Annotated in this window: 16 protein-coding genes and 1 pseudogene; 5 read left to right on the top strand and 12 right to left on the bottom strand. The window is 72.1% G+C overall.

The features are described from left to right. Positions 1-5: 5 nt before the first annotated feature. Genes ACEPPI_RS08595 through ACEPPI_RS08610 form a run of 4 tightly spaced genes read right to left on the bottom strand, consistent with a single transcriptional unit; the run spans position 6 to position 4044 of the window. On the bottom strand, positions 6-1055 hold the full coding sequence (locus ACEPPI_RS08595) for a hypothetical protein (protein ID WP_373914619.1): 1050 nt from the start codon (positions 1053-1055) through the stop codon (positions 6-8). Beyond that, on the bottom strand, positions 1052-1969 hold the full coding sequence (locus ACEPPI_RS08600; RefSeq protein WP_373914636.1) for an N-acetylneuraminate synthase family protein: 918 nt from the start codon (positions 1967-1969) through the stop codon (positions 1052-1054). Before ACEPPI_RS08600 ends, ACEPPI_RS08595 begins: the two co-directional genes overlap by 4 nt. A 6-nt stretch (positions 1970-1975) precedes the next feature. Then, a complete protein-coding gene (locus ACEPPI_RS08605) occupies positions 1976-2731 on the bottom strand; it encodes a cytidylyltransferase domain-containing protein (RefSeq protein WP_373914620.1) in 756 nt (251 codons plus the stop codon). A 38-nt stretch (positions 2732-2769) separates the two neighbouring features. Continuing rightward, a complete protein-coding gene (locus ACEPPI_RS08610) occupies positions 2770-4044 on the bottom strand; it encodes a DUF6716 putative glycosyltransferase (RefSeq protein WP_373914622.1) in 1275 nt (424 codons plus the stop codon). A gap of 312 nt (positions 4045-4356) precedes the next feature. On the opposite strand from ACEPPI_RS08610, the gene ACEPPI_RS08615 reads away from it, so the two are divergent. Then, positions 4357-5334, top strand: coding sequence for a glycosyltransferase family 2 protein (locus ACEPPI_RS08615; RefSeq protein ID WP_373914623.1), 978 nt, complete (start codon positions 4357-4359; stop codon positions 5332-5334). After that, entirely contained in the window at positions 5331-7070 is a 1740-nt protein-coding gene (locus ACEPPI_RS08620) for a polysialyltransferase family glycosyltransferase (protein ID WP_373914624.1), read from the top strand. Before ACEPPI_RS08615 ends, ACEPPI_RS08620 begins: the two co-directional genes overlap by 4 nt. Before the next feature lie 166 nt (positions 7071-7236). On the opposite strand, the gene ACEPPI_RS08625 is transcribed toward ACEPPI_RS08620, so the two are convergent. Both ACEPPI_RS08625 and ACEPPI_RS08630 read right to left on the bottom strand, forming a co-directional pair. Beyond that, a complete protein-coding gene (locus ACEPPI_RS08625) occupies positions 7237-9375 on the bottom strand; it encodes a 3-hydroxyacyl-CoA dehydrogenase NAD-binding domain-containing protein (RefSeq protein ID WP_373914625.1) in 2139 nt (712 codons plus the stop codon). Then, positions 9372-10598 (bottom strand): acetyl-CoA C-acyltransferase, encoded by a 1227-nt coding sequence (locus tag ACEPPI_RS08630; RefSeq protein WP_373914626.1) that lies wholly within the window; start codon positions 10596-10598, stop codon positions 9372-9374. Before ACEPPI_RS08630 ends, ACEPPI_RS08625 begins: the two co-directional genes overlap by 4 nt. A 469-nt stretch (positions 10599-11067) precedes the next feature. On the opposite strand from ACEPPI_RS08630, the pseudogene ACEPPI_RS08635 reads away from it, so the two are divergent. Continuing rightward, a pseudogene (locus tag ACEPPI_RS08635) lies at positions 11068-11931 on the top strand (alpha/beta fold hydrolase); the annotation flags it as partial. A 303-nt stretch (positions 11932-12234) separates the two neighbouring features. On the opposite strand, the gene ACEPPI_RS08640 reads toward ACEPPI_RS08635, so the two are convergent. The 3 genes from ACEPPI_RS08640 to ACEPPI_RS08650 all read right to left on the bottom strand — a co-directional run bounded on the left by ACEPPI_RS08640 (position 12235) and on the right by ACEPPI_RS08650 (position 15269). Then, positions 12235-13515 (bottom strand): HRDC domain-containing protein, encoded by a 1281-nt coding sequence (locus ACEPPI_RS08640; RefSeq protein ID WP_373914627.1) that lies wholly within the window; start codon positions 13513-13515, stop codon positions 12235-12237. Between the two features lie 124 nt (positions 13516-13639). After that, the gene (locus ACEPPI_RS08645) at positions 13640-14302 is read right to left on the bottom strand and encodes a response regulator transcription factor (RefSeq protein WP_030234764.1); all 663 of its coding nucleotides are present in this window, start codon (positions 14300-14302) and stop codon (positions 13640-13642) included. A gap of 310 nt (positions 14303-14612) precedes the next feature. Continuing rightward, positions 14613-15269, bottom strand: a complete 657-nt coding sequence (locus ACEPPI_RS08650; RefSeq protein WP_373914628.1) for a DUF3000 domain-containing protein — start codon at positions 15267-15269, stop codon at positions 14613-14615. A gap of 91 nt (positions 15270-15360) precedes the next feature. Between ACEPPI_RS08650 and hemE the strand changes: the two genes are divergently transcribed. Beyond that, the gene (gene hemE / locus ACEPPI_RS08655; RefSeq protein WP_356209063.1) at positions 15361-16425 is read left to right on the top strand and encodes a uroporphyrinogen decarboxylase; all 1065 of its coding nucleotides are present in this window, start codon (positions 15361-15363) and stop codon (positions 16423-16425) included. A gap of 21 nt (positions 16426-16446) precedes the next feature. Here hemE and ACEPPI_RS08660 read toward each other — a convergent pair whose 3' ends face one another. Continuing rightward, the gene (locus tag ACEPPI_RS08660) at positions 16447-16620 is read right to left on the bottom strand and encodes a hypothetical protein (protein ID WP_373914629.1); all 174 of its coding nucleotides are present in this window, start codon (positions 16618-16620) and stop codon (positions 16447-16449) included. 163 nt (positions 16621-16783) lie between these two features. Here ACEPPI_RS08660 and ACEPPI_RS08665 point away from each other — a divergent pair, with 163 nt between their 5' ends. Then, positions 16784-18541, top strand: coding sequence for a replicative DNA helicase (locus tag ACEPPI_RS08665; RefSeq protein WP_373914630.1), 1758 nt, complete (start codon positions 16784-16786; stop codon positions 18539-18541). A gap of 21 nt (positions 18542-18562) precedes the next feature. Here ACEPPI_RS08665 and ACEPPI_RS08670 read toward each other — a convergent pair whose 3' ends face one another. Next, complete coding sequence (locus tag ACEPPI_RS08670; protein WP_373914631.1) at positions 18563-19945, bottom strand: FAD-dependent oxidoreductase; 1383 nt, start codon at positions 19943-19945, stop codon at positions 18563-18565. 74 nt (positions 19946-20019) lie between these two features. Then, the coding region (locus ACEPPI_RS08675) for a DUF4349 domain-containing protein (RefSeq protein ID WP_373914632.1) at positions 20020-20881 on the bottom strand (862 nt) is incomplete at its 5' end.

Consider the following 20881-nt stretch of genomic DNA (forward strand, 5'->3'; position numbering starts at 1 on the left):
CGCCGTTACGAGGGCGTCCTCGCCCGGTCGCGCGGCTGCGGCGGGATCCGGGCCAGGCCGTGCCGCTCCACCGCCAGGGCGGAGATCCGCCGCAGGAAGTCCACCGAGCGCTCCGCCGTGTCCGGGGTGATCCAGGAGTCGTCCATGTCGCACAGCTCCACCCGTACCGGCGAACTCCCCAGCACGATGGGGAGGGTGTACGCGACGGTGGACGCGAAGGTCAGCACGGACTGCCCGATGGGCTCGGTCAGCGCGGTCAGTTCCAGCGGCAGTTCGGGGTGGACGATCTCCAGGCCCGTGGCCGCGGCGATCCGCTCCAGCTTCCGCGGGCTCTCCCGGCGGTGCGCCAGATAGCGGCGGGCCGCGCGGGAGCGGGCGATCCAGCCGACGGCGTCGACGTACAGGTCCTGGTCGACGACCCCGGTCTCCACGAGGGAGCTGCCCGCCAGGTCGGCCCCGTCGCGAACCCGCACGGGGCCGAAGGTCTCCCGGCTCCAGGCGTAGTCGTTCGGGCGCACCTCGGTGCCCGGGGGAGGGGACACGGGCATGCAGGTGAAGAAGACGGCGCGCTCCAGCCCGTCGCGGGCCAGCCAGCGGTTGACGGGGCCGCCCTTGGCGGCGGAGGGCTTGATGTCGCCCTGGTGCCACCGGGTCAGCTGCTGCCCGTACGTCAGCAGGTGGACCAGTTCGGTGGTGGCGGTGCCGTCGTCCACGACGACGACCTCGCGGGCCTTGGAGCGGGGCAGCAGGAGCTGGATGGTGCGGGAGAACAGGTCCCCGATGACCAGCCGCTCGGCTGCCGCCACCGCCCGCCCCAGGCGCATCAGTTCGCCCGCCCGTTCCAGGTAGCCCGCGCGGACCTCGTAGCGCCGCCACACCACCTTGGCCTGGGAGGCGAACCGGCACAGCCGGCGGACCTGCGCGCGCGAGCGCGGGTCCGTCGGCTGGAGGACGGCGACGGTGAGGGACGCTGCCTCGCCCGGGTGGACGTGGGCCCACTCCAGGACGTTCAGTAGTTGAGCCGGGCTCTCCACCAGGGCGAGGGTGTCGCTCATGCCGAGGTCGTCACGCCCTCGGCGGACAGGGGGCTCTGGACGCGGCGGAGCTTCTTCATGGGGCCGAGCTCGGACGCGTAGACCTTCTTGACGCCGTCGCCGAGTGCGGTCTCGATGGTGCGGATGTCGCGCACGAGGCGGGCGAGGCCGCCGGGTTCTACGGAGGCGGCCTGGTCGGAGCCCCACATGGCGCGGTCGAGGGTGATGTGCCGCTCGACGGCGCAGGCGCCCATGGCGACGGCGGCCACCGTGGTCTGCAGGCCGGTCTCGTGGCCGGAGTAGCCGACGGGCACGTCCGGGTAGGCCGCCTCCAGGCTGTTGATGACCCGCAGGTTCAGCTCCTCGGCCCTGGCCGGGTAGGTGGAGGTGGCGTGCAGCAGGACGATGTTCTCGCTGCCGAGCACCTCGACCGCGTGCCGGATCTGCCGCGGGGTGGACATGCCGGTGGACAGGATGACCGTCTTGCCGGTGGCGCGCAGGGCGAGCAGCAGCTCGTCGTCCGTCAGCGAGGCGGAGGCGACCTTGTGGGCGGGGACGTCGAACTTCTCCAGGAAGGTGACGGCCTCGGTGTCCCAGGGGGAGGCGAACCAGGCGATGCCGCGGGCACGGCAGTGCTCGTCCACGGCGAGGTACTCGTCCTCGCCGAACTCCACGCGGTGGCGGTAGTCGATGTACGTCATCCGGCCCCAGGGGGTGTCGCGCTCGATGTCCCACTGGTCGCGCGGGGTGCATATCTCGGGCGTGCGCTTCTGGAACTTCACCGCGTCACAGCCCGCGTCGGCGGCCGCGTCGATGAGCGCCAGGGCGTTGGCGAGCTCACCGTTGTGGTTGATCCCGATCTCGCCGATCACATAGGTGGGCCGGCCCGTGCCGACCTCCTTGTTCCCGATCCGGCGGATCCGGTTGCTGTGCACCACTGTTCAGAGTTCCTTTCCGAGGTACTGCGAGGGGTCCGGCGACGACGGGGCCGCCGGGGTCTGCTGCGGGTCGAGGAGGGGCGCGAGCGCGCGGGCCCGGTCGAGGTCGCCGGGCTCGTCGATCTCCACGGCCCGTTCGGGGGCGGTGGGGACGAGCTGGGTCCGGCCGAAGAAGCGGTGGCCGTGGCGGCGGAAGCCGTCGGCGCGCATCGCGTAGACCGCCCCCGACTCCAGGTACTCGGGCGTACGGTCCTGGCGGCGCTGGCGGACGGCGCTGTCGTGGTTGACGCCGTGCGCGCGGTGGCCGGGTCCGGCGCCGGGCGCGGCGGTCCACAGGAAGCCGTGGAAGGGCACCGCGGTGAACGCGGAGTCGGCGCCGTCGCGCACCACCGCGAGGACCGTCTCGTCCACCTCCTCCGCGGTGACGAAGGGGCTGGTGCACTGGACGAAGACCAGGACGTCCACGGGCTCCCCGTGCCCGTCCTCCAGCCGGTCCAGCGCGTGCAGCAGCGCCGACTCGCTGGAGGCCTCGTCGGAGCCCAGCTCGGCGGGGCGCTCGACCACCTCCGCGCCGGCCGCCCGTGCCGCGGCGGCGATCGCCGCGTCGTCGGTGGACACCGCGACCCGGGTCACGTGGACCGCGCCGAGGCAGGCGCGCACGGCGCGGGCGACGAGGGGGACCCCGCCGACCTCGGCGACGTTCTTCCCGGGGATGCCCTTGGAGCCGCCCCGGGCGGGTATGACGGCGGTGACGTTCACGGGGTTGCCTCCGGGGGCCGGTTCGGTGTGCGGGGCGCTCACACGCCGCCCCACTGCTGGATCTTCGGTGCCACGCGCTGGACGCCGAACTGGTAGGCGACCTTCAGGACGCGGCGCGAGGTGCGCCGCATCGGCCCGCCGGAGCGCGCCGCGGCGCCCGCTCCGGGGGAGCCGTCCGGGTTCAGGCCCCGGCGGCGCAGCAGCGCGCCGACGTAATCGGGGGCGCTGTCGGCCGTGTAGTAGGGGGATATCGGGGGCAGCGGACGGTCCAGCAATTCCGTGATCCGCGTCCGCAGTTCCCCGAACGGGTCCACGGCGCGGATTCCCTGGTCGGCGGTCCAGGACTCGTACGCGAGGGGGGCGGCGCCCTCGTCTATCGCGGACCAGTCGGTGACGCAGCCGGAACCGGCGAAGTAGTGGTTCCCGTGTATTTCCCGCACTCCCAGATCGCTCAGGATCGCGGTGGGCATTCCACGGTGCATCGATTCGAGAGCGGCCGTGGAGCTGACCGTCACCAACAGGTCGGTACGGTCCAGGGTTTCCGACATGTTGCCGTAGACGAAATGCAGGTTGCGGGGCAGCGGTTCTTCCAGCTGCTCCGCCAGGACCTGGTAGTGGTGCGCTTCGACGTGGGTGGTGGCCTCGCCGGGCTTGCTGCGGAGTTTCACCAGCACGTCGCGTCCGGGGCGCAACCGCGCGTGGGATATCGCCCGGCGCAGCATGTAGAGGCGGCCATTGCGGTCGGCGGGTACCGAGGGCTGCACGGCGAAGCACACCGTATAAGGGTGGAGGGCGTGCGTCCGGTTCGGGTCGTAGGGTCTTTGGTCGAGGAAGGGGAGGGCGGTCTGGACGATGCAGGAGCCCGGAATTCCGAGGGGTTCGTAGACCTCGCCGAACCGGCGCCGGTCGAAAGGGCTGTTGGCGAGGACGATATCGGCACCGGCGCGCAGCAGCAGACCGTCGGCCATTTTCTCGTAGACGACGCCGACGTATCCGGTCATGAGGACCGGCCGGCGGGCGGCGCCGCGGAACCGGGCGGCCAGCGCGTGCAGGGCGGCGTGGGTGGAGCCGCCGACCGTGCCCAGGATGACGAGGTCCGCCGCGTCCAGTTCGGGGGCCGCCGCGAACTCGGGGAGCGTGGACTCGGTGATGGTGGCGGGGGTGATGCCGACCTCGGCCAGCTGCCGCGCCGTCGGAGTGCTCCTGCCGCGCAGCATGTGCGCGTGCACCTCACTGCCGGGAGCCAGGCCCACCGCCAGCCCCGCACCCCATTTCCAGCGGGTGTCGGAGTCTGCGAGCACGTGGATGCGCACTGGTGATTCCCGGGTCGGTGGGTGGTGTCCAACTGCCGTCGACGCGACCGCGGCTGGGCGCTTGCCGACGGGTTTGCTCCGCGCGGCCCGTTAGACCTTACCTGCTGATCCGATCCTTAGGTGTCACGAAAAGGCCTCGACGGGCAGGGGAGTTGTACGTCACACCGGGGTGATTGTATGGGGGCTTCGAGTGGTTCTGTCATGATGGCGGCGCGTTACTTGATCGTAGGCTGGAGGGGGCGTACGGCAGGCCGGTCCCCGGTCGCCTCCCGGGGGTGTGTGAAAGAAATGGAAATGAGGTGAGTACTTTCGATGGTGACCCTTTCGGTAATCGTTGCCATGTGTGACGTGCGGGACTACTGTCGGACGGCACTCAAGTCCTTGGTGCTGAATGCCAGGGAGGATTTCGAGTTCATCGTCGTGGACGACGGGTCCGTTGACGGGACATCAGAGATCCTCCGGGAAATGGTGCCTCGGATCCCCGGCGCCGTACTGATCCGCAATCAGTACAACCTGGGAATCTCGGCCACCCGGAACATCGGCCTCTCTGCGGCGCGCGGGCGTTTCTTCACCTTCCTCGACGGGGACGACTGGTACGCCCCCGGATATCTCGCGCAACTCGTCGGCTGGATGGGCGAGTCAGGGGTCGATTTCCTGCGCACCGGCCATGTCCGGGTCTACGGCAGGAAACGCAAGATAGTCATGGCGCCGCTCGCCCCGAGGGCCCTTCCGTTGAATCCCGCGGATTACATCGGCCCCGTGGACGCCTCGACCTTCATGGACTACCCGCAGTCCTGGGCCGGCATCTACGACCGCGAGCGCCTCCGGGAGGTCGACGCGCTGTTCTTCGACGAGAGCCTGCGCACCGCCGAGGACCGCCCGTGGTTCTACAAGCTGCACCTGCGGACCCGCTCCTTCGGAGTCGTCGACCTCCACGGCATCTTCTACCGCCGTGATGTGTCCACTTCACTCACCAAGGTGCCGGACGAACGGCAGCTCGACTTCCTTCCCGCCTTCCGGCTGATTTTCGACGAGCTCGACCGGCACCCCCGCGGATATGAACTGTCGTTCAAGGCGATGCGAACTCTCTGCGCGCTCATCGTGATTCACATGGACCGCGCAGAGTCGTACGAGGAACTCATCCGGGGCCTGCTGCTGGAACGCAGCGCGCAGATCCTCCGGGACCTCCCCCAGGACGTCCTGGAGGGGACGCTGTCAGGAATGGACTCCGCACGCGTGAACAAGCTCAGGGCAGTGATGGCCCGGCACCAGGGCGCCGCCGCCCGATGACCCGGATATTCGCCGCCTCCACCCTCTACGGCGCCATGACGGTGGCCGCCGCCATCGAAGCGGGTCAGCTCGGCCAGGACGACCGCGAGCGCATCCTGCTGGTGTGCAACAACGTCGACATCCCCGAGGTCGCCACCCCGCTGCACAAGATGCCCGGCGCCGCCGCCGTGCTCGCGCGCTTCCACCGGGTCGTCTACTGGAACGACCTCATCTACCCCTTCCACCCCGCGCTGTGGTCCCCGCGGGACGAGGACGCCCCCCTGTGGCGCACGGTCATGGCGGAGAAGATCGGCATCCGGCCGGGCCCCCTGGAACTCGTCGTCGAGTCCATCCAGGTCAAACCCGCCCAGACCCTCTGCAAGATCTTCTCGGACGCCACCCTCGCCGTCTACGCCGACGGGGTCATGAGCTACGGCCCGACCCGCAACGACCTGCCCCGCTCCCTGCACGGCCGGATCGCGGAGGTCCTCTACCTGGACCTCGTGCCCACCCTGCTGCCCATGCTCCTCACCGAGTACGGGATCCCCTCGCAGCCCGTGCACACCGGCGCCGTCCTCAAGCTGATCGCCGAGGTCACCCGAGAGTGCGCGCCGATCCTCGACCGGGTGATCCCGCCCCCGCTGGCGCGGCTCGGCCCAGAGACCGCGCTCCTGCTCGGCCAGTACCTCTCCCCGCTCGGCATCCTCACCGAGGAGGAAGAGGAGGAGCTGCACCTGCGCATGTTCCGGCACGCCCTCGCCCTCGGCCACGGCGCCATCGTCTTCAAACCGCACCCCAGCGCCCCCTCCAGCCTCGCCGACACCCTCGGCGAGGCGGCCCGCGAGTCGGGCGTGCCCTTCCTCGTCCTGGACGTCCCGGTACTGGCCGAGACGGTCTTCGAGTACCTGCGCCCCCGTCAGGTCATCGGCTGCTTCTCCACAGGCCTGTTCACCGCCCGCGCCCTGTACGGGATCCCCGTCGCCCAGATCGGCGCCCTGGAGGTGATCCGGCGGATGCGCCCCTACGCCAACAGCAACCGCATCCCCGCCACCCTCACCCACGCCCTGCTCCCCGACCTGGACGCACCCACCGGCGCCGCGGCCGACCGGGTGCTGGACGTCGAGCACATCCGCGCCGAGGTCACCCCGTACGTCCAGGCCGTCGGCTACTGCATGCAGCCCAAGCGGTACGCCTTCCTGCGCCCGGTCGCCGAGGCGTACGTCGCCGCCGCCGTCGACCAGTGGGAGGGCCGCCCCGAGCTCTCCATGCACTTCAACGAGCGCACCCGGACCCGGCTGGACCTGCCCGGCCCGCGCACCTGGAAGTGGCGCCGGGGCAAGGGCTGGACCCTGCGCGCCACCGGCGAGCCCACCGAGCCCGACGACGTGCCCTTCACCGACATCACCCTCGGCGGGTTCGCCTCCCTCGTGGAGGCCAAGGACGACCGGGGCGTCCTGGAGGTGGGCGCGCGGCTGCTCGCCGAGCACGAGAACCTCGACCTGCTCATCGGCATGGCCCAGGCCCACATCCGCCGCAAGGAGACCGACCAGGCCAAGCGGCGGATCGAGCGGGCCGTCGAGATCTCCGAGGACAGCGGGCGCGCGCTGGTCTGGCTGAGGATCGCGGAGACCGCCGCGAAGCTCGGCAAGCCCGGCGACGACCTGCGCCGCCGGGCGGGACAGCGGGCGCTGAGCATCAACCCCGCGTCGCCCGCGGCCCAGCGGCTGGTCAAGAACGGCCGCCTCGGCCGCCGCTGACGGCGGCGGGGCCGCTCCCGGGACACCTCCCGGGACACCGGGAACGGCCCCGGGCACGCGAACGGCCCCGGGCACGCGAACGGCCCCGGGCACGCGAACGGCCCCGGGCACGCGAACGGCCCGTCCGCACCGGGTGCGGACGGGCCGTTGCGCGGAGCGCCGTGGGTTACGCCGGGACGCTGGCGACACCCGGGGCGAGGAACTTCTTGCCGTTCACCCGCTCCGAGACGCCCTCACGGTCCAGGTACGGCGTGATGCCGCCCAGGTGGAAGGGCCAGCCGGCACCCGTGATGAGGCAGAGGTCGATGTCCTGGGCCTCGGCCACGACACCCTCCTCCAGCATCAGGCCGATCTCCTGCGCCACCGCGTCCAGGACGCGGTCGCGGACCTGCTCCTCGGTCAGGACGGAGTCGCCCTGGACCAGGAGCGCGGCGACCTCGGGGTCGAGCTCCGGCTTGAAGCCGTTCTCCGCGTTGTAGACGTAGAAGCCGCGCTTGCCGGCCTTGACCACGGCCGCCAGGTTCGGGGAGACGGTGAAGCGCTCCGGGAAGGCGCGGTTCAGGGTCTCGGAGACGTGCAGGCCGATCGCCGGGCCCACGAGCTCCAGCAGCACCAGCGGGGACATCGGCAGGCCGAGCGGCTCGATGGCCTTCTCCGCCGTGACGACCGGGGTGCCCTCGTCGATGACGTTCTGGATCTCGCCCATGAAGCGGGTCAGGATGCGGTTCACGACGAACGCCGGGGCGTCCTTCGTCAGGACCGCGGTCTTCTTCAGCTTCTTGGCGACACCGAAGGCCGTGGCCAGGGACGCGTCGTCGGTCTGCTCACCGCGGACGATCTCCAGCAGCGGGAGGATCGCGACGGGGTTGAAGAAGTGGAAGCCGACCACGCGCTCCGGGTGCTGGAGCTTCGAGGCCATCTCCGACACCGACAGCGAGGAGGTGTTGGTGGCGAGGATCGCGTGCGCCGGGGCGACCGCCTCGACCTCCGCGAACACCTTCTGCTTGACGGACATCTCCTCGAACACGGCCTCGATGATGAAGTCCGCGTCCGCGAAGCCCTCGGCCTTGTCGAGCACACCGGTCACCAGGGCGGTCAGGCGGTTGGCCTTGTCCTGGTTGATGCGGCCCTTGCCGAGCAGCTTCTGGATCTCGGCGTGGACGTAGCCCACGCCCTTGTCCACGCGCTCCTGGTCGATGTCGGTGAGGACCACCGGCACCTCCAGGCGGCGCAGGAAGAGCAGCGCCAGCTGCGAGGCCATCAGGCCCGCGCCGACGACGCCGACCTTGGTGACCGGACGGGCCAGGGACTTGTCCGGGGCACCGGCCGGGCGCTTGGCGCGCTTCTGGACCAGGTTGAAGGCGTAGATGCCCGAGCGCAGCTCGCCGCCCATGATGAGGTCGGCCAGGGCCGTGTCCTCGGCGTCGAAGCCGGCCTGGAGGTCGCCGGACTTGGCCGCGGCGATGATGTCCAGCGCGCGGTAGGCGGCCGGAGCGGCGCCGTGCACCTTGGAGTCCGCGATGGCGCGGCCCTTGACGACGGCCGCGTCCCAGCCCTCGCCGCGGTCGATCTCGTCGCGGACGACCTCGGTGGTGCCGTTCAGGACGTTCGCGGTCCACAGGAGCGACTGCTCCAGGAAGTCCGCACCCTCGAACAGCGCGTCGGCGATGCCGAGCTCGAAGACCTGCTTGCCCTTGAGCTGACGGTTCTGGTTCAGCGAGTTCTCGATGATGACCGAGACCGCGCGCTCCGCGCCGATCAGGTTCGGGAGGAGGGCGCAGCCGCCCCAGCCCGGGACCAGGCCGAGGAAGACCTCGGGCAGCGAGAAGGCCGGGATGGCCTTGGAGACGGTGCGGTAGGTGCAGTGCAGACCGACCTCGACACCGCCGCCCATCGCCGCGCCGTTGTAGTACGCGAAGGTGGGGACGGCCAGCGCCGCGAGGCGCTTGAAGACGTCGTGGCCGCCCTTGCCGATGGCGAGCGCCTCGTCGTGCGTCTTCAGCAGCTCGACGCCCTTGAGGTCGGCGCCGACCGCGAAGATGAACGGCTTGCCGGTGATGCCCGCGCCGACGATGGTGCCGGCGGTGGCCTCCTGCTCGACCTGGTCGATCGCCGCGTTCAGGTTGGCGAGGGACTGCGGGCCGAAGGTGGTCGGCTTGGTGTGGTCGAAGCCGTTGTCCAGCGTGACGAGCGCGAAGCGCCCGGCGCCGAACGGCAGGTCCAGGTGGCGCACGTGCGCCTGGGTGACGACCTCGTCCGGGAACAGCTCGGCCGCGCCCTTCAGGAGCTCAGCGGTGGTGCTCACTTGGAGTCTCCCTCGGCGTTGAAGTTCGGGTTCTCCCAGATGACCGTGGCGCCCATGCCGAAGCCGACGCACATGGTGGTCAGGCCGTAGCGGACGTGCGGCTGCTCCTCGAACTGGCGGGCCAGCTGCGTCATCAGACGGACGCCGGAGGAGGCCAGCGGGTGGCCGAACGCGATCGCGCCGCCGTACTGGTTGACGCGGGAGTCGTCGTCGGCGATGCCGTAGTGCTCCAGGAAGGCGAGGACCTGGACGGCGAACGCCTCGTTGACCTCGAACAGGCCTATGTCGTCGATCGTCAGACCGGCCTGCGCCAGGGCCTTCTCGGTGGCCGGGATCGGTCCGTAGCCCATGACCTCCGGCTCGACGCCCGCGAAGGAGTACGAGACCAGGCGCATCTTGACCGGGAGGTTGTTCTCCCGGGCGAAGTCCTCGGACGCGATGATCGCGGCGGTGGCACCGTCGTTGAGACCGGCGGCGTTGCCCGCGGTGACCCGGCCGTGCGTACGGAACGGGGTCTTCAGGCCGGCCAGGTTCTCCAGGGTGGTGCCCGGGCGCATCGGCTCGTCGGTGGTGACCAGGCCCCAGCCCGTCTCACCGGCCGCCTCGTTGGTGTTGCGCACCGAGATCGGGACCAGGTCCTGCTGGATCTTGCCGTCGGCGTACGCCTTGGCGGCCTTCTCCTGCGAGCGCACGGCGTACTCGTCGGCGCGGAGTTTGGTGATCGTCGGGTACCGGTCGTGCAGGTTCTCGGCGGTCATGCCCATGAACAGGGCGGACTCGTCGACCAGCTTCTCGGAGACGAAGCGCGGGTTCGGGTCGACGCCCTCGCCCATGGGGTGGCGGCCCATGTGCTCGACACCGCCGGCGAGGGCGACGTCGTAGGCACCGAAGGCCACACCGCCCGCGACGGCGGTCACGGCGGTCAGCGCGCCGGCGCACATGCGGTCGATGGAGTAGCCGGGGACCGACTGCGGGAGGCCCGCGAGGATGCCGGCCGTGCGGCCCAGCGTCAGGCCCTGGTCGCCGATCTGCGTGGTCGCGGCGATGGCGACCTCGTCGATCTTCTTGGGGTCCAGGTCCGGGTTGCGGCGCAGCAGCTCCCGGATCGCCTTCACGACGAGGTCGTCGGCGCGGGTCCCGTTGTAGATGCCCTTCGGGCCCGCCTTGCCGAACGGGGTGCGGACGCCGTCGACGAAGACGACGTCCCTGACGGTACGAGGCACGTTGGCTCTCCTCCAGGTGCGGGTGTGCACTGCTGCGCGGGGGCGGCCCGGCCGATGTGGCTGAGCGCCCGCTCACCCGGCCCATGCTACTTGCGGGTAACCCATGTGCACACCCCCTCCCCGAACAGCGGCGAAGGTCACACCGGCCCGCGCGCCCCGAGCCCCCTCGCGCCCCCGTCGTGCGCCCGGCCGATCGGAGCGTCCCGGGCTACCCGAAGGGGTCGGACTCGCGGTCCGACGGCCGCGTCTGCGGCCCCGGTCGCACGTCCTTGCGGATTCTGGCCCGGTCCCGGGCGCCCGCCCCGGACCCCGACCGACGGAACGGACCACCGCGATGGCGGCACCTGTCCTCACGGACTACTACGTGGAACACAAGTCGACGATCCCGGCGAACGCCGGCGACCTCGTCAAGCTCTTCGTGCGAAGGCGCAACGGCAATCACGGCGGCGGTCCGTCCAGGCCCGTCCTGATGCTGCACGGAAGGAGCGTCCCGGCCCTGGCCGGTTTCGACCTGCAGTACAAGAAGTACAGCTGGGCCGAGGAGCTGGCGAAGAAGGACTTCGACGTCTTCGTGATGGAGCTCCAGGGCTCCGGGCTGTCGACCCGCCCGAAGATGGACGACCACAAGAACGTCAGCCCCGCGCCCGCGCAGCGGGCACTCCTCTCGCCCCACCCGAACGCGAGCCCCTACACGGGTCCGGTGAGCTACGCCGCCCAGCTCAACAACTCCCAGAGCGACTGGGACGAGGTCGACACGGTGGTCGACTTCATCCTCAAGGAGACCGGCGTCTCCAAGGTCGACCTCATCGGCTGGTCGGCTGCCGCCCAGCAGCTCGGGCCGTACACCATCCAGCACCCCGGCAAGGTCCGCAGCCTCTTCCTGCTGGCGCCGATCTTCCCGCCGAACGGCAGGGCGAGCGCGACCGGGACCGAGTTCGGCGCGCCGCTGCCGCTGCCGGTGTCCAAGCCGGACGGGGCCTTCGGCTACCCGATGACCGTCGGTACGAAGGCGGGCGTCGAAGCGTCCTGGCAGAACGACCTGAAGTGCCCCGACCAGCGCGAGTCCGCGATGCTGGACGAGGTGTGGAAGGCGATCATGGCCGTCGACCCGGTCGGTGCCACCTGGGGAGGGCCCGCAGGGCCCCCGGAAGGGCTCAACCGCATCCGGAACTCGTACTGGTGGGGCTGGAACAAGACCACCGTGCCGCTGCACGACGTCCTCGGCGGAACGGTGCCGGTGTGTCTCGTGTACGGGGAGCACGACTCGATCGTGAACACCGATCCGAGCCTGGGCCTGCTGTACTTCTCGGTCCCCGAGCTCTACAAGGCCATCAAGAAGCCGAAGAAGCTGATGCTCCGGATCGCCTGCGCGGGGCACCAGGCCCCCTGGGAGCGCGTGGCGACCGACCTGCACACCATGTCCGAGCACTGGCTCAAGCAGGGCAAGGTCGAGGGGGTGGAGACCGGGAGCTACTACCGGGACGTGGACGGGGGGGGGGCCCCCCCCCGCGGTGGGGCGCGCCGCGCCCCGGGGGGGCGGGGGGGGGGGTTGGGGGGGTGTTGTTGCGGGGGGGGGGTGGGGGGGCCCCACACCCCGGGGTGGGGGCGCCCCCGTCCACGTCGTCGGTCCGGCCGGTCAGGCGGTCGCGGCGAGGGCGGTGACCAGGGCCGCGGTGACCTGTTCGATCTGCCAGGGGCGGGCGCCGTAGCCGGCGAGGGCCTCTGCGACCGTGCCCGGCTCCAGCCGCTGCGGGGGCTCCCAGCACAGCCGGCGCACGGTGTCCGGAGTGATCAGGTTCTCCTGGGGCAGGTTCAGCCCCTCCGCCAGCGCCGAGACGGCGCTGCGGGCGGCGGACAGGCGCGCGGCGGCGGCCGGGTCCTTGTCCGCCCAGGAGCGCGGCGGGGGCGGGCCCGCCGGGGTCGCCCCGGGCTGCGGCAGCTCGTTCTCGGGCAGGGCCCTGGCACGGTCCACCGCGGCCATCCACTGGTCCAGCTGGCGCCGGCCCATGCGCTGTCCGTAGCCGGGCAGGGCCGACAGGGCGTGGACGCTCGCGGGGAGGGCCAGGGCCGCCTCCACGATCGCCGCGTCGCCGAGCACCTTGCCGGGGGACACGTCCCGGCGCTGCGCGATCCGGTCGCGGGACTCCCACAGCTCCCGGACGACGGCCATCTGCCGGCGCCGGCGCACCTTGTGCATGCCGGAGGTGCGCCGCCAGGGGTCCTTGCGCGGCGGGGCGGGCGGCGCGGAGGCGATCGCGTCGAACTCCTGCCGGGCCCACTCCAGTTTGCCCTGCCGGTCGAGCTCCTTCTCCAGCGCGTCCCGCAGGTCCACCAGCAGTTCCACGTCGAGCGCGGCGTAGCGCAGCCACGGCTCGGGCAGGGGGCGGGTGGACCAGTCGACGGCGGAGTGGCCCTTCTCCAGTACGTAGCCCAGCACGCTCTCGACCATCGCCCCGAGGCCGACCCGGGGGAACCCGGCCAGCCGGCCGGCCAGCTCGGTGTCGAAGAGGGAGGTGGGGGCCATGCCTATTTCGCGCAGGCAGGGGAGGTCCTGGGTGGCGGCGTGCAGGATCCACTCGGTGCCGGACAGTGCCTCCCCCAGGGAGGAGAGGTCCGGGCATCCGACCGGGTCGATCAGCGCGGATCCGGCGCCCTCGCGGCGCAGTTGCACCAGGTAGGCGCGCTGCCCGTAGCGGTATCCGGAGGCGCGTTCGGCGTCGACGGCCACCGGTCCGGTGCCTGCGGCGAAGGCCGCGACGACCCGGGCCAGCCCGTCCGCGTCGGCCACGACCGGGGGGATCCCCTCGCGGGGTTCTAGCAACGGAACGGGCAGCCCATCGGACGAAACCTCTTCGTCCGGGGGGCCGCCCCCGGTGGTGGTGCGCAGGCCTGCTGCGGTCTCTTGGGCGTCGGTCACCGGTCAAGGGTATCCGTGGATGTGACGCGCCCGTCGCCGGAACGTTCCGTCGACGGGCGCGAGGAGGAGGGGCCGGGCGGCTCCAGGGGTTCCCGGAGCGGTGTCCGGGGGCTTCGGGGCAGGATCAGTGGATGATTCCGGTCCGCAGGGCGACGGCGACCATGCCGGCCCGGTCGCCCGTGCCCAGCTTGCGGGCGATGCGGGCGAGGTGGGACTTGACGGTCAGGGCGGACAGGCCCATCGAGACGCCGATGGCCTTGTTGGACTGGCCCTCCGCGACGAGGCGCAGGACCTCGACCTCGCGGCCGGAGAGCTCTCGGTAGCCGCCCGGGTGGCTCGGGGCACCCGGGGGGCGGCGGTGCATACGGGCGGCGGCGGCACCGATGGGGGCGGCGCCGGGCCGGGTGGGGAGCCCGATGTTGGTCCGCGTACCGGTGACGACGTAGCCCTTCACCCCGCCCGCGAGGGCGTTGCGGACGGCGCCGATGTCGTCGGCGGCGGACAGGGCCAGGCCGTTCGGCCAGCCGGCGGCGCGGGTCTCGGAGAGCAGGGTGAGACCGGAACCGTCGGGCAGGTGCACGTCGGCCACGCAGATGTCGCGCGGGCTGCCGACGCGGGGGCGGGCCTCCGCGATGGACGACGCCTCGATCACGTCACGGACTCCGAGGGCCCACAGATGGCGGGTCACGGTGGAACGGACGCGCGGGTCGGCCACGACGACCATGGCCGTCGGCTTGGTCGGGCGGTAGGCGACCAGGCTTGCGGGCTGCTCAAGAAGAACGGACACCTAGGCCTCCTGGGGGAGTGGCGGGACGGCCGGCTCGGGGAAGGAAGCCGGTGCGAACCGTGCGGATGGTCACTGACTCCTTCGGCACGTCACCCGCCCGGCTTTAGGGAATGATCACGATTTGGTGAGTAACAATTCGGGCAATTCGGACGCACGATCGATCAAGGGATGATCAGAAGGCCGCAATCCGCGCACCGTTTCGACAGTCCGTTGCGCACGCGATCGGTCGTTCCCGGCACCGGAGCGCCGCCGGAACCCCGGCGGGGCGCGGTCGTACGGCCCCGGCCGACACCGCGAGGGGACCGCTTTCCTACGGGTGGTGCGGACCGCGCCGCTGTGGCAGGGACACCACGCCCGTGGCGGTGTCCGTCGGCCCGGCCGGGGGCAGTCCCGCGATCTGGCACAGCAGCTCGCACCAGGCCGCCAGGTGCGCCGGGGTGTCCGGCACCCCGCCCACCCCCTCACGGGGGGTCCACGAGGCCCTGATCTCGATCTGGGTCGCCGGACGCCGCTCTCTGAGCCCGCCGAAATAGTGCGAGCTCGCCATCGTCACGGTGCCGCTCGCCTCCCCGTACGCCAGCCCGCGGGCCTCCAGCGCCCCCGTCAGCCAGGACCAGCAGACCTCCGGGAGGAGGGGGTCCGCGGCCATCTCCGGCTCCAGCTCCGCCCGTACCAGCGTCACCAGCCGGAAGGTGCCCTGCCAGGCGTCGTGCCCGGCGGGATCGTGGAGCAGGATCAGCCGGCCGTCGGCCAGGTCGTCCTCGCCCTCCACGACCGCCGCCTCCAGCGCGTACGCGTAGGGGGCCAGTCTCTGCGGCGGCTTCGTGGGGTCGATCTCGATCCCGGACCGCAGCCGTGCCTTCTTCAAGCCGTCGACCGCCCGGCGGAAAGGGAGCGGGACCGAGCTCTCCTTCGCACTGTCCGTACCGTCAGCGCCATCTGAAAATCGTCCCTGAGCCGCAGCCATGCCGGGAAGACTAGGCGGAACGAGCGCCCCGACGGCGCAGGGACACCCGCGCCGGGCCGGGCACTTCTTCATACGTGCGAAGATTTGCCGCGTGAGCGCCACTACCCGCCCCACGGGCCAGCCGAGTCAGACGTACGATTCCGCCTTCCTGAAGGCGTGCCGGCGGGAGCCGGTCCCCCACACCCCCGTGTGGTTCATGCGGCAGGCGGGCCGCTCACTCCCCGAGTACCGCAAGGTGCGCGAGGGCACGGCCATGCTGGAGTCCTGCATGCGCCCCGACCTGGTCACCGAGATCACCCTGCAGCCCGTGCGGCGCCACGGCGTCGACGCGGCGATCTTCTTCTCCGACATCGTGGTGCCGCTGAAGGCCATCGGCGTCGACCTGGACATCAAGCCGGGCATCGGCCCCGTCGTCGCCAACCCGATCCGCCGCCGCGAGGACCTCGCACAGCTGCGCGACCTCACCCCGGAGGACGTCCCGTACGTCACCGAGGCGATCGGCATGCTCACGGGTGAACTCGGCGGCACGCCGTTGATCGGGTTCGCGGGCGCGCCTTTCACCCTCGCGAGCTACCTCGTCGAGGGCGGTCCGTCCAAGAACCACGAGCACACCAAGGCCCTCATGTACGGGGACCCGCAGCTCTGGGCCGACCTCCTGGACCGCCTCGCCGAGATCACCTCGGCCTTCCTCAAGGTCCAGATCGAGGCCGGCGCCTCCGCGGTCCAGCTCTTCGACTCCTGGGTCGGCGCCCTCGCCCCGGCGGACTACCGCCGCTCGGTGATGCCGGCCTCGGCGAAGGTCCTCGAATCCGTCGCCTCGTACGGGGTCCCGCGCATCCACTTCGGCGTGGGCACGGGCGAGCTCCTCGGCCTCATGGGCGAGGCCGGCGCGGACGTCATGGGCGTCGACTACCGGGTCTCGCTGGACGAGGCCGTCCGCCGCGTCGGCCCCGGCAAGGCGCTCCAGGGCAACCTGGACCCCGCCGTCCTCTTCTCCACCACCGAGGCCGTCGAGGCCAAGACCGACGAGGTCCTGGCCGCCGCGGCGGGCCTGGAGGGCCACGTCTTCAACCTTGGCCACGGCGTCCTCCCGACGACGGACCCCGACGCGCTGACCCGCCTGGTGGAGTACGTCCACACCAAGACCCGGCGCTAGTGCCCGTGGCCGCGCACCCGGTCACCGGGTGCGCAGCCACCACAGCGCCCCCGCCACCGCGGCACTGCCGAGCGCGGTGGCGGCTCCCCGGGTGAAGCCGAGGAGGGCGGTCCGTCGAAGAACGGCCATCCTGCGGCGCGGCCCGGAGGCGCGCGTGGCGGGCGCGGGTACGCCGGTTCCCTCTGCCGATGTCATGGGTCTCCTTCCCGTGGCGGTCACACCAGCGTGCGGGAGGCGCTCGGTGGTGTGATCACTTCTGGGCGGAACCCGACGCATTGCGCTCCCCGTACCTGGCTGACCTGCTAGGACAGTCCAGCAAGAGGGGATCCGGGACACTTCGCGACACTGTGGGGGACAGATGACGGCTGCCCGGGGCAAGCGCGGAATCGCCATGCCCGAAGAGTCGTCGGTGCCACCCGGACCGCATCGCGACCTGCTGGTCTCCCTGCACGAGGTGTACGCCGCCGCCGGCCGCCCCGGGCTGCGGACGATCGCCCGCGGAGTCACCGCCGACGACCGGCTGCCGAGCACGCTGACCCACCACGCGATCGGCAGGATCCTGGGAGGCTCCGCCGTTCCGTCGCCACGCCAGGCCCATGCTCTGGTCGCCTGGCTCGCCGAGGAGGCCGCCGCCGGCGCGGGCGACGACGACACCGTCGAGGTGACGGTGCAGCGGCTCGTCGACCTGTGCCGTGCCGTCGGCCCCGCCGCTCAGGCTCCCTCCGCCGCCACGGCCGCCGGTGCCCGGTCCGTTCCCCGTGCCCGCCTGGACGGCTCTGCCGCCGAAACGGCCCCCGATCCGGGCGCGGTCGAGGCCGAGCGCCTCCTGCTCGGTGCCATGCTCGCATCGAACGACGCGGTGGCCGACGTCGTCGAGGTCCTGATGGCCGACGACTTCTCGGTGCCGGCCCTTCGGACCCTGTACGCGTCGATCCTCGACCTCTACGGAAGCGGCATCGAGATCACCGTCGGCCGGACGGCGGCCGCACTGGCGACGGAGCCGGGCGGTCCGGACGCGGCCATGGCCGAGGCCCTCGTCGCAGAGCTGCGCGCACTCGCCTCCCCGCCCGCCATGGAGCACTTCGACGACGCGGTGGAAGCCGTGTACCGCAGGGCGCAGCTGCGTCGGCTGGTGACCGCCGGACGGACCATGGCCGACCTGGGGACGGCCGCTCTCGCCGGTGATCCCGCCCGGGCCGGGGCAGGCCTGGATGCTGCCGAAGCCGCGTTCCACGGCGTGTTCCGCGACCTCGAACGAAGCCCGCTGGACCTGGCTGCCGGTCCGTGGGAACGCGCCCTCGACCGGGTGGAACAGGCCGGGTCCGGAGACGAGGCGTGTGTGCTGACCGGCTTCGCCCATCTGGATACCCTCCTGGGCGGCCTGCGCCCCGGCCACGTCGTGGTGGTCGCCGGCGCTCCGGCCATGGGGAAGTCGACCCTCGCCCTCGACTTCATCCGCAGCGCCGCCGTTGCCCAGGGCGTGGCCACCCTTTACGTCTCCCCCGACACGGACGAGGAGGAGACGCTGCTGCGCGTGCTCTCGGCCGAAGGGCGCGTGGCCCTCCACCGCATCCGCTCGGGAAGCATGACCGACGACGACTGGACCCGCCTGGCCCGGCGCATGCCGGACGTCGTGGGCGCGCCGTTGACCGTGCACGACCGGGCCGGCACGACCGTCGCGGGGATCCGGAGGCTGTGCCGGAGACTCCAGCGGGGCGGCGGCCTCGGACTGGTCGTGGTGGATCCCGTGCAATGGGTCCGGTCGGACACCCTTCCGGGCCGCAGAGGGCCGGACGGTCTGGGCGCGATCGTGCGGGATCTGGCCGTGCTGGCCAAGGAGATCCGGGTTCCCGTGGTGCTGACGGCCCAGTCGGCCGTCGGCCCCGGGAGGCGGTCGGACCGCTTTCCCGTTCTCGGCGACCTTGAGAGCGGACTGGTGGAGAACGCCGACGCCGTCATCCTGCTGCACCGTGAGGACGCGTACGACAAGGAGTCGCCGCGGGCCGGGGAGGCGGACCTCATCGTGGCGAAGCACCGCTACGGGCCGACCGGCACGATCACCGTCGCCTTCCAGGGGCACTACGCCCGCTTCGTGGACCTGGCGCCGTACCCCTGACCGGGCCCCCGGCGGGCCGCGTCAGACCCCCGCCGCCCGTACCGCGGAGACCGCCTTGCGGGCGGCCACCAGTACCGGGTCCCAGACCGGGGAGAAGGGCGGGGCGTAGCCCAGGTCCAGGGAGACGACCTGGTCCACCGTCATCCCCGCCGTGAGCGCGACCGCCGCCACGTCCACGCGCTTCGCGGCCCCCGCTCCGCCCACGATCTGGACGCCGAGGAGGCGGCCCGTGCGGCGCTCCGCCAGCATCTTGACCGTCATCGGCTCCGCCCCCGGGTAGTAGCCGGCCGTGTTCGTCGAGCTGATGGCGGCCGTCACGAAGCGCAGGCCCGCCTCCAGGGCGTCCCGTTCGCGCAGCCCCGTACGGGCGATCTCCAGGTCGCACACCTTGCTGACGGCCGTGCCGACCACCCCCGGGAAGGTCGCGTAGCCGCCGCCCACGTTCGAGCCGATCACCTGGCCGTGCTTGTTGGCGTGCGTGCCCAGCGGGATGTGCCGGGTGCGGCCCGCCACCAGGTCCAGCACCTCCACGCAGTCGCCGCCCGCCCAGACCTCCTCGTGGCCGCGCACCCGCATCGACAGGTCGGTGAGCAGGCCGCCCGAGGTGCCCACGGGGAGGCCCGCCGCGCGGGCGAGGGCGGTGCGGGGCTCCACGCCGAGGCCGAGGACCACCACGTCCGCCGGGTACTCGTCGCCGGCCGCCGTGGCCACCGCGACGGCCCGGCCCTCCTCGTCCGTGAGGATCTTCGTCACCTCGGCGCGGGAGACCGTGACGATCCCCATGCGGTTCATCGCGCCGTGCACGAGCCCGCCCATGTCCGGGTCCAGCGTGGCCATCGGCTGCTCGCCCCGGTGCAGGACGGTGACCCCGTAGCCCCGGCGCACCAGGGCCTCCGCCATCTCCACGCCGATGTACCCCGCGCCGACCACCACCGCCCGGCGGCCCGGCGAGCGTTCCAGGGTGTCCATCAGGCGCCGGCCGTCGTCCAGGGTCTGCACCCCGTGCACCCCGTGGGCGCCGATGCCCGGCAGGCGGGGACGCACCGGGCGGGCGCCGGTCGCCAGGACCAGCTTGTCGTAGGCCGTCCAGGACTCCGCACCGCTCTCCAGGTCCCGGGCGCGCACCCGCCGGCCGGCCAGGTCCAGCTCCACGACCTCCGTCCGGGTGCGCAGGTCGATGTCCCGGGCCCGGTGCTCCTCGGGCGTACGGGCGATCAGGTCGTCCCGGTCGGCCACCTGCCCGCCGATCCAGTACGGGATCCCGCACGCCGAGTACGAGGTGAAGTGCCCGCGCTCGAAGGCGGTGATCTCCAGCTCCGCCGGGCCCTTCAGCCGCCGGGCCTGCGACGCGGCGGACATCCCCGCCGCGTCACCGCCGACCACCACCAGTCGTTCCTTCGCCATCGTCCGCCCCGTCCCGTTCCGTTTCGTCCCGCGGTCGTCGTCAACCGGGGTCCACGCTACGGGCGCGGGCGCGCTCAGCCCTCAGGATCGGCCACAGCCCCGTCGGAGGCCGGTCCGCCGGTCCCGTCGGACGCCGGCCGGCGGGGCACCTGAGCCGGGACGCGGCCCTGCTTCGCCGGGGCGGGGCGCAGCCGGCGGTACAGGCGGAACCCGAACAGGGCCGCGGCGGCCGTCACCGCGAACGGCAGGACCACGGCGACGGCCAGCGCCAGGTACCGCACCACCGTGGTGAACACCGACCAGCCGCCGCTCAGGGCGTCCCCGAAGGAGGGATCCCCCTTCTCCGCCGTCTTGGGTTCCGCCGCGGCCGGCTCCGAGACCGACACCGTGATCGTCCCGAGGGAGGTCTGGTCCTTCAGGGCGGTCTGCTGCGCGATCAGCGACTCCAGGTCCGACTGGCGCCGGCTCAGCTCGCCCTCCAGCATGACCACGTCAGAGAGCGCCGAGGCCTTGTCCATCATCTCCCGCACCCGGGCGACGCTGGCCCGCTGCGACGCCACCCGGCTGTCGACGTCGGCGACCTTCTGGGTCACGTCCTGCGCCTCGACCTTGCGGCCCAGCAGCTTCCCGCTCCCCTCCAAGGCGCCGATCACCGCGTCGAAGCGCTCGCCCGGAACCCGCAGGGTCAGCGTCGAGGTGAGCCGGCCGTCCGCGGCGCGCTGGGTGGACTCGTTGCCCACGTACCCGCCCGCGCCATCGGCCGCCGTACGGGCCGTGGTGAGGACCTTCTGCGGTTCGGCCGTCTCGATCGACAGGGTCCCCGTACGGATCACGTTCGGGCGGACCGCCGCCGACGGCTGGCCGGCGCCCTTGGCATCGGTCGCCGCCGGACCCGCCGCCGGGGCCTGCCCGGCCGCCGCCCCGGCCCCCGGCCCC

This window comes from Streptomyces sp. AB3(2024), assembly GCF_041862025.1.
Taxonomy (GTDB): domain Bacteria; phylum Actinomycetota; class Actinomycetes; order Streptomycetales; family Streptomycetaceae; genus Streptomyces.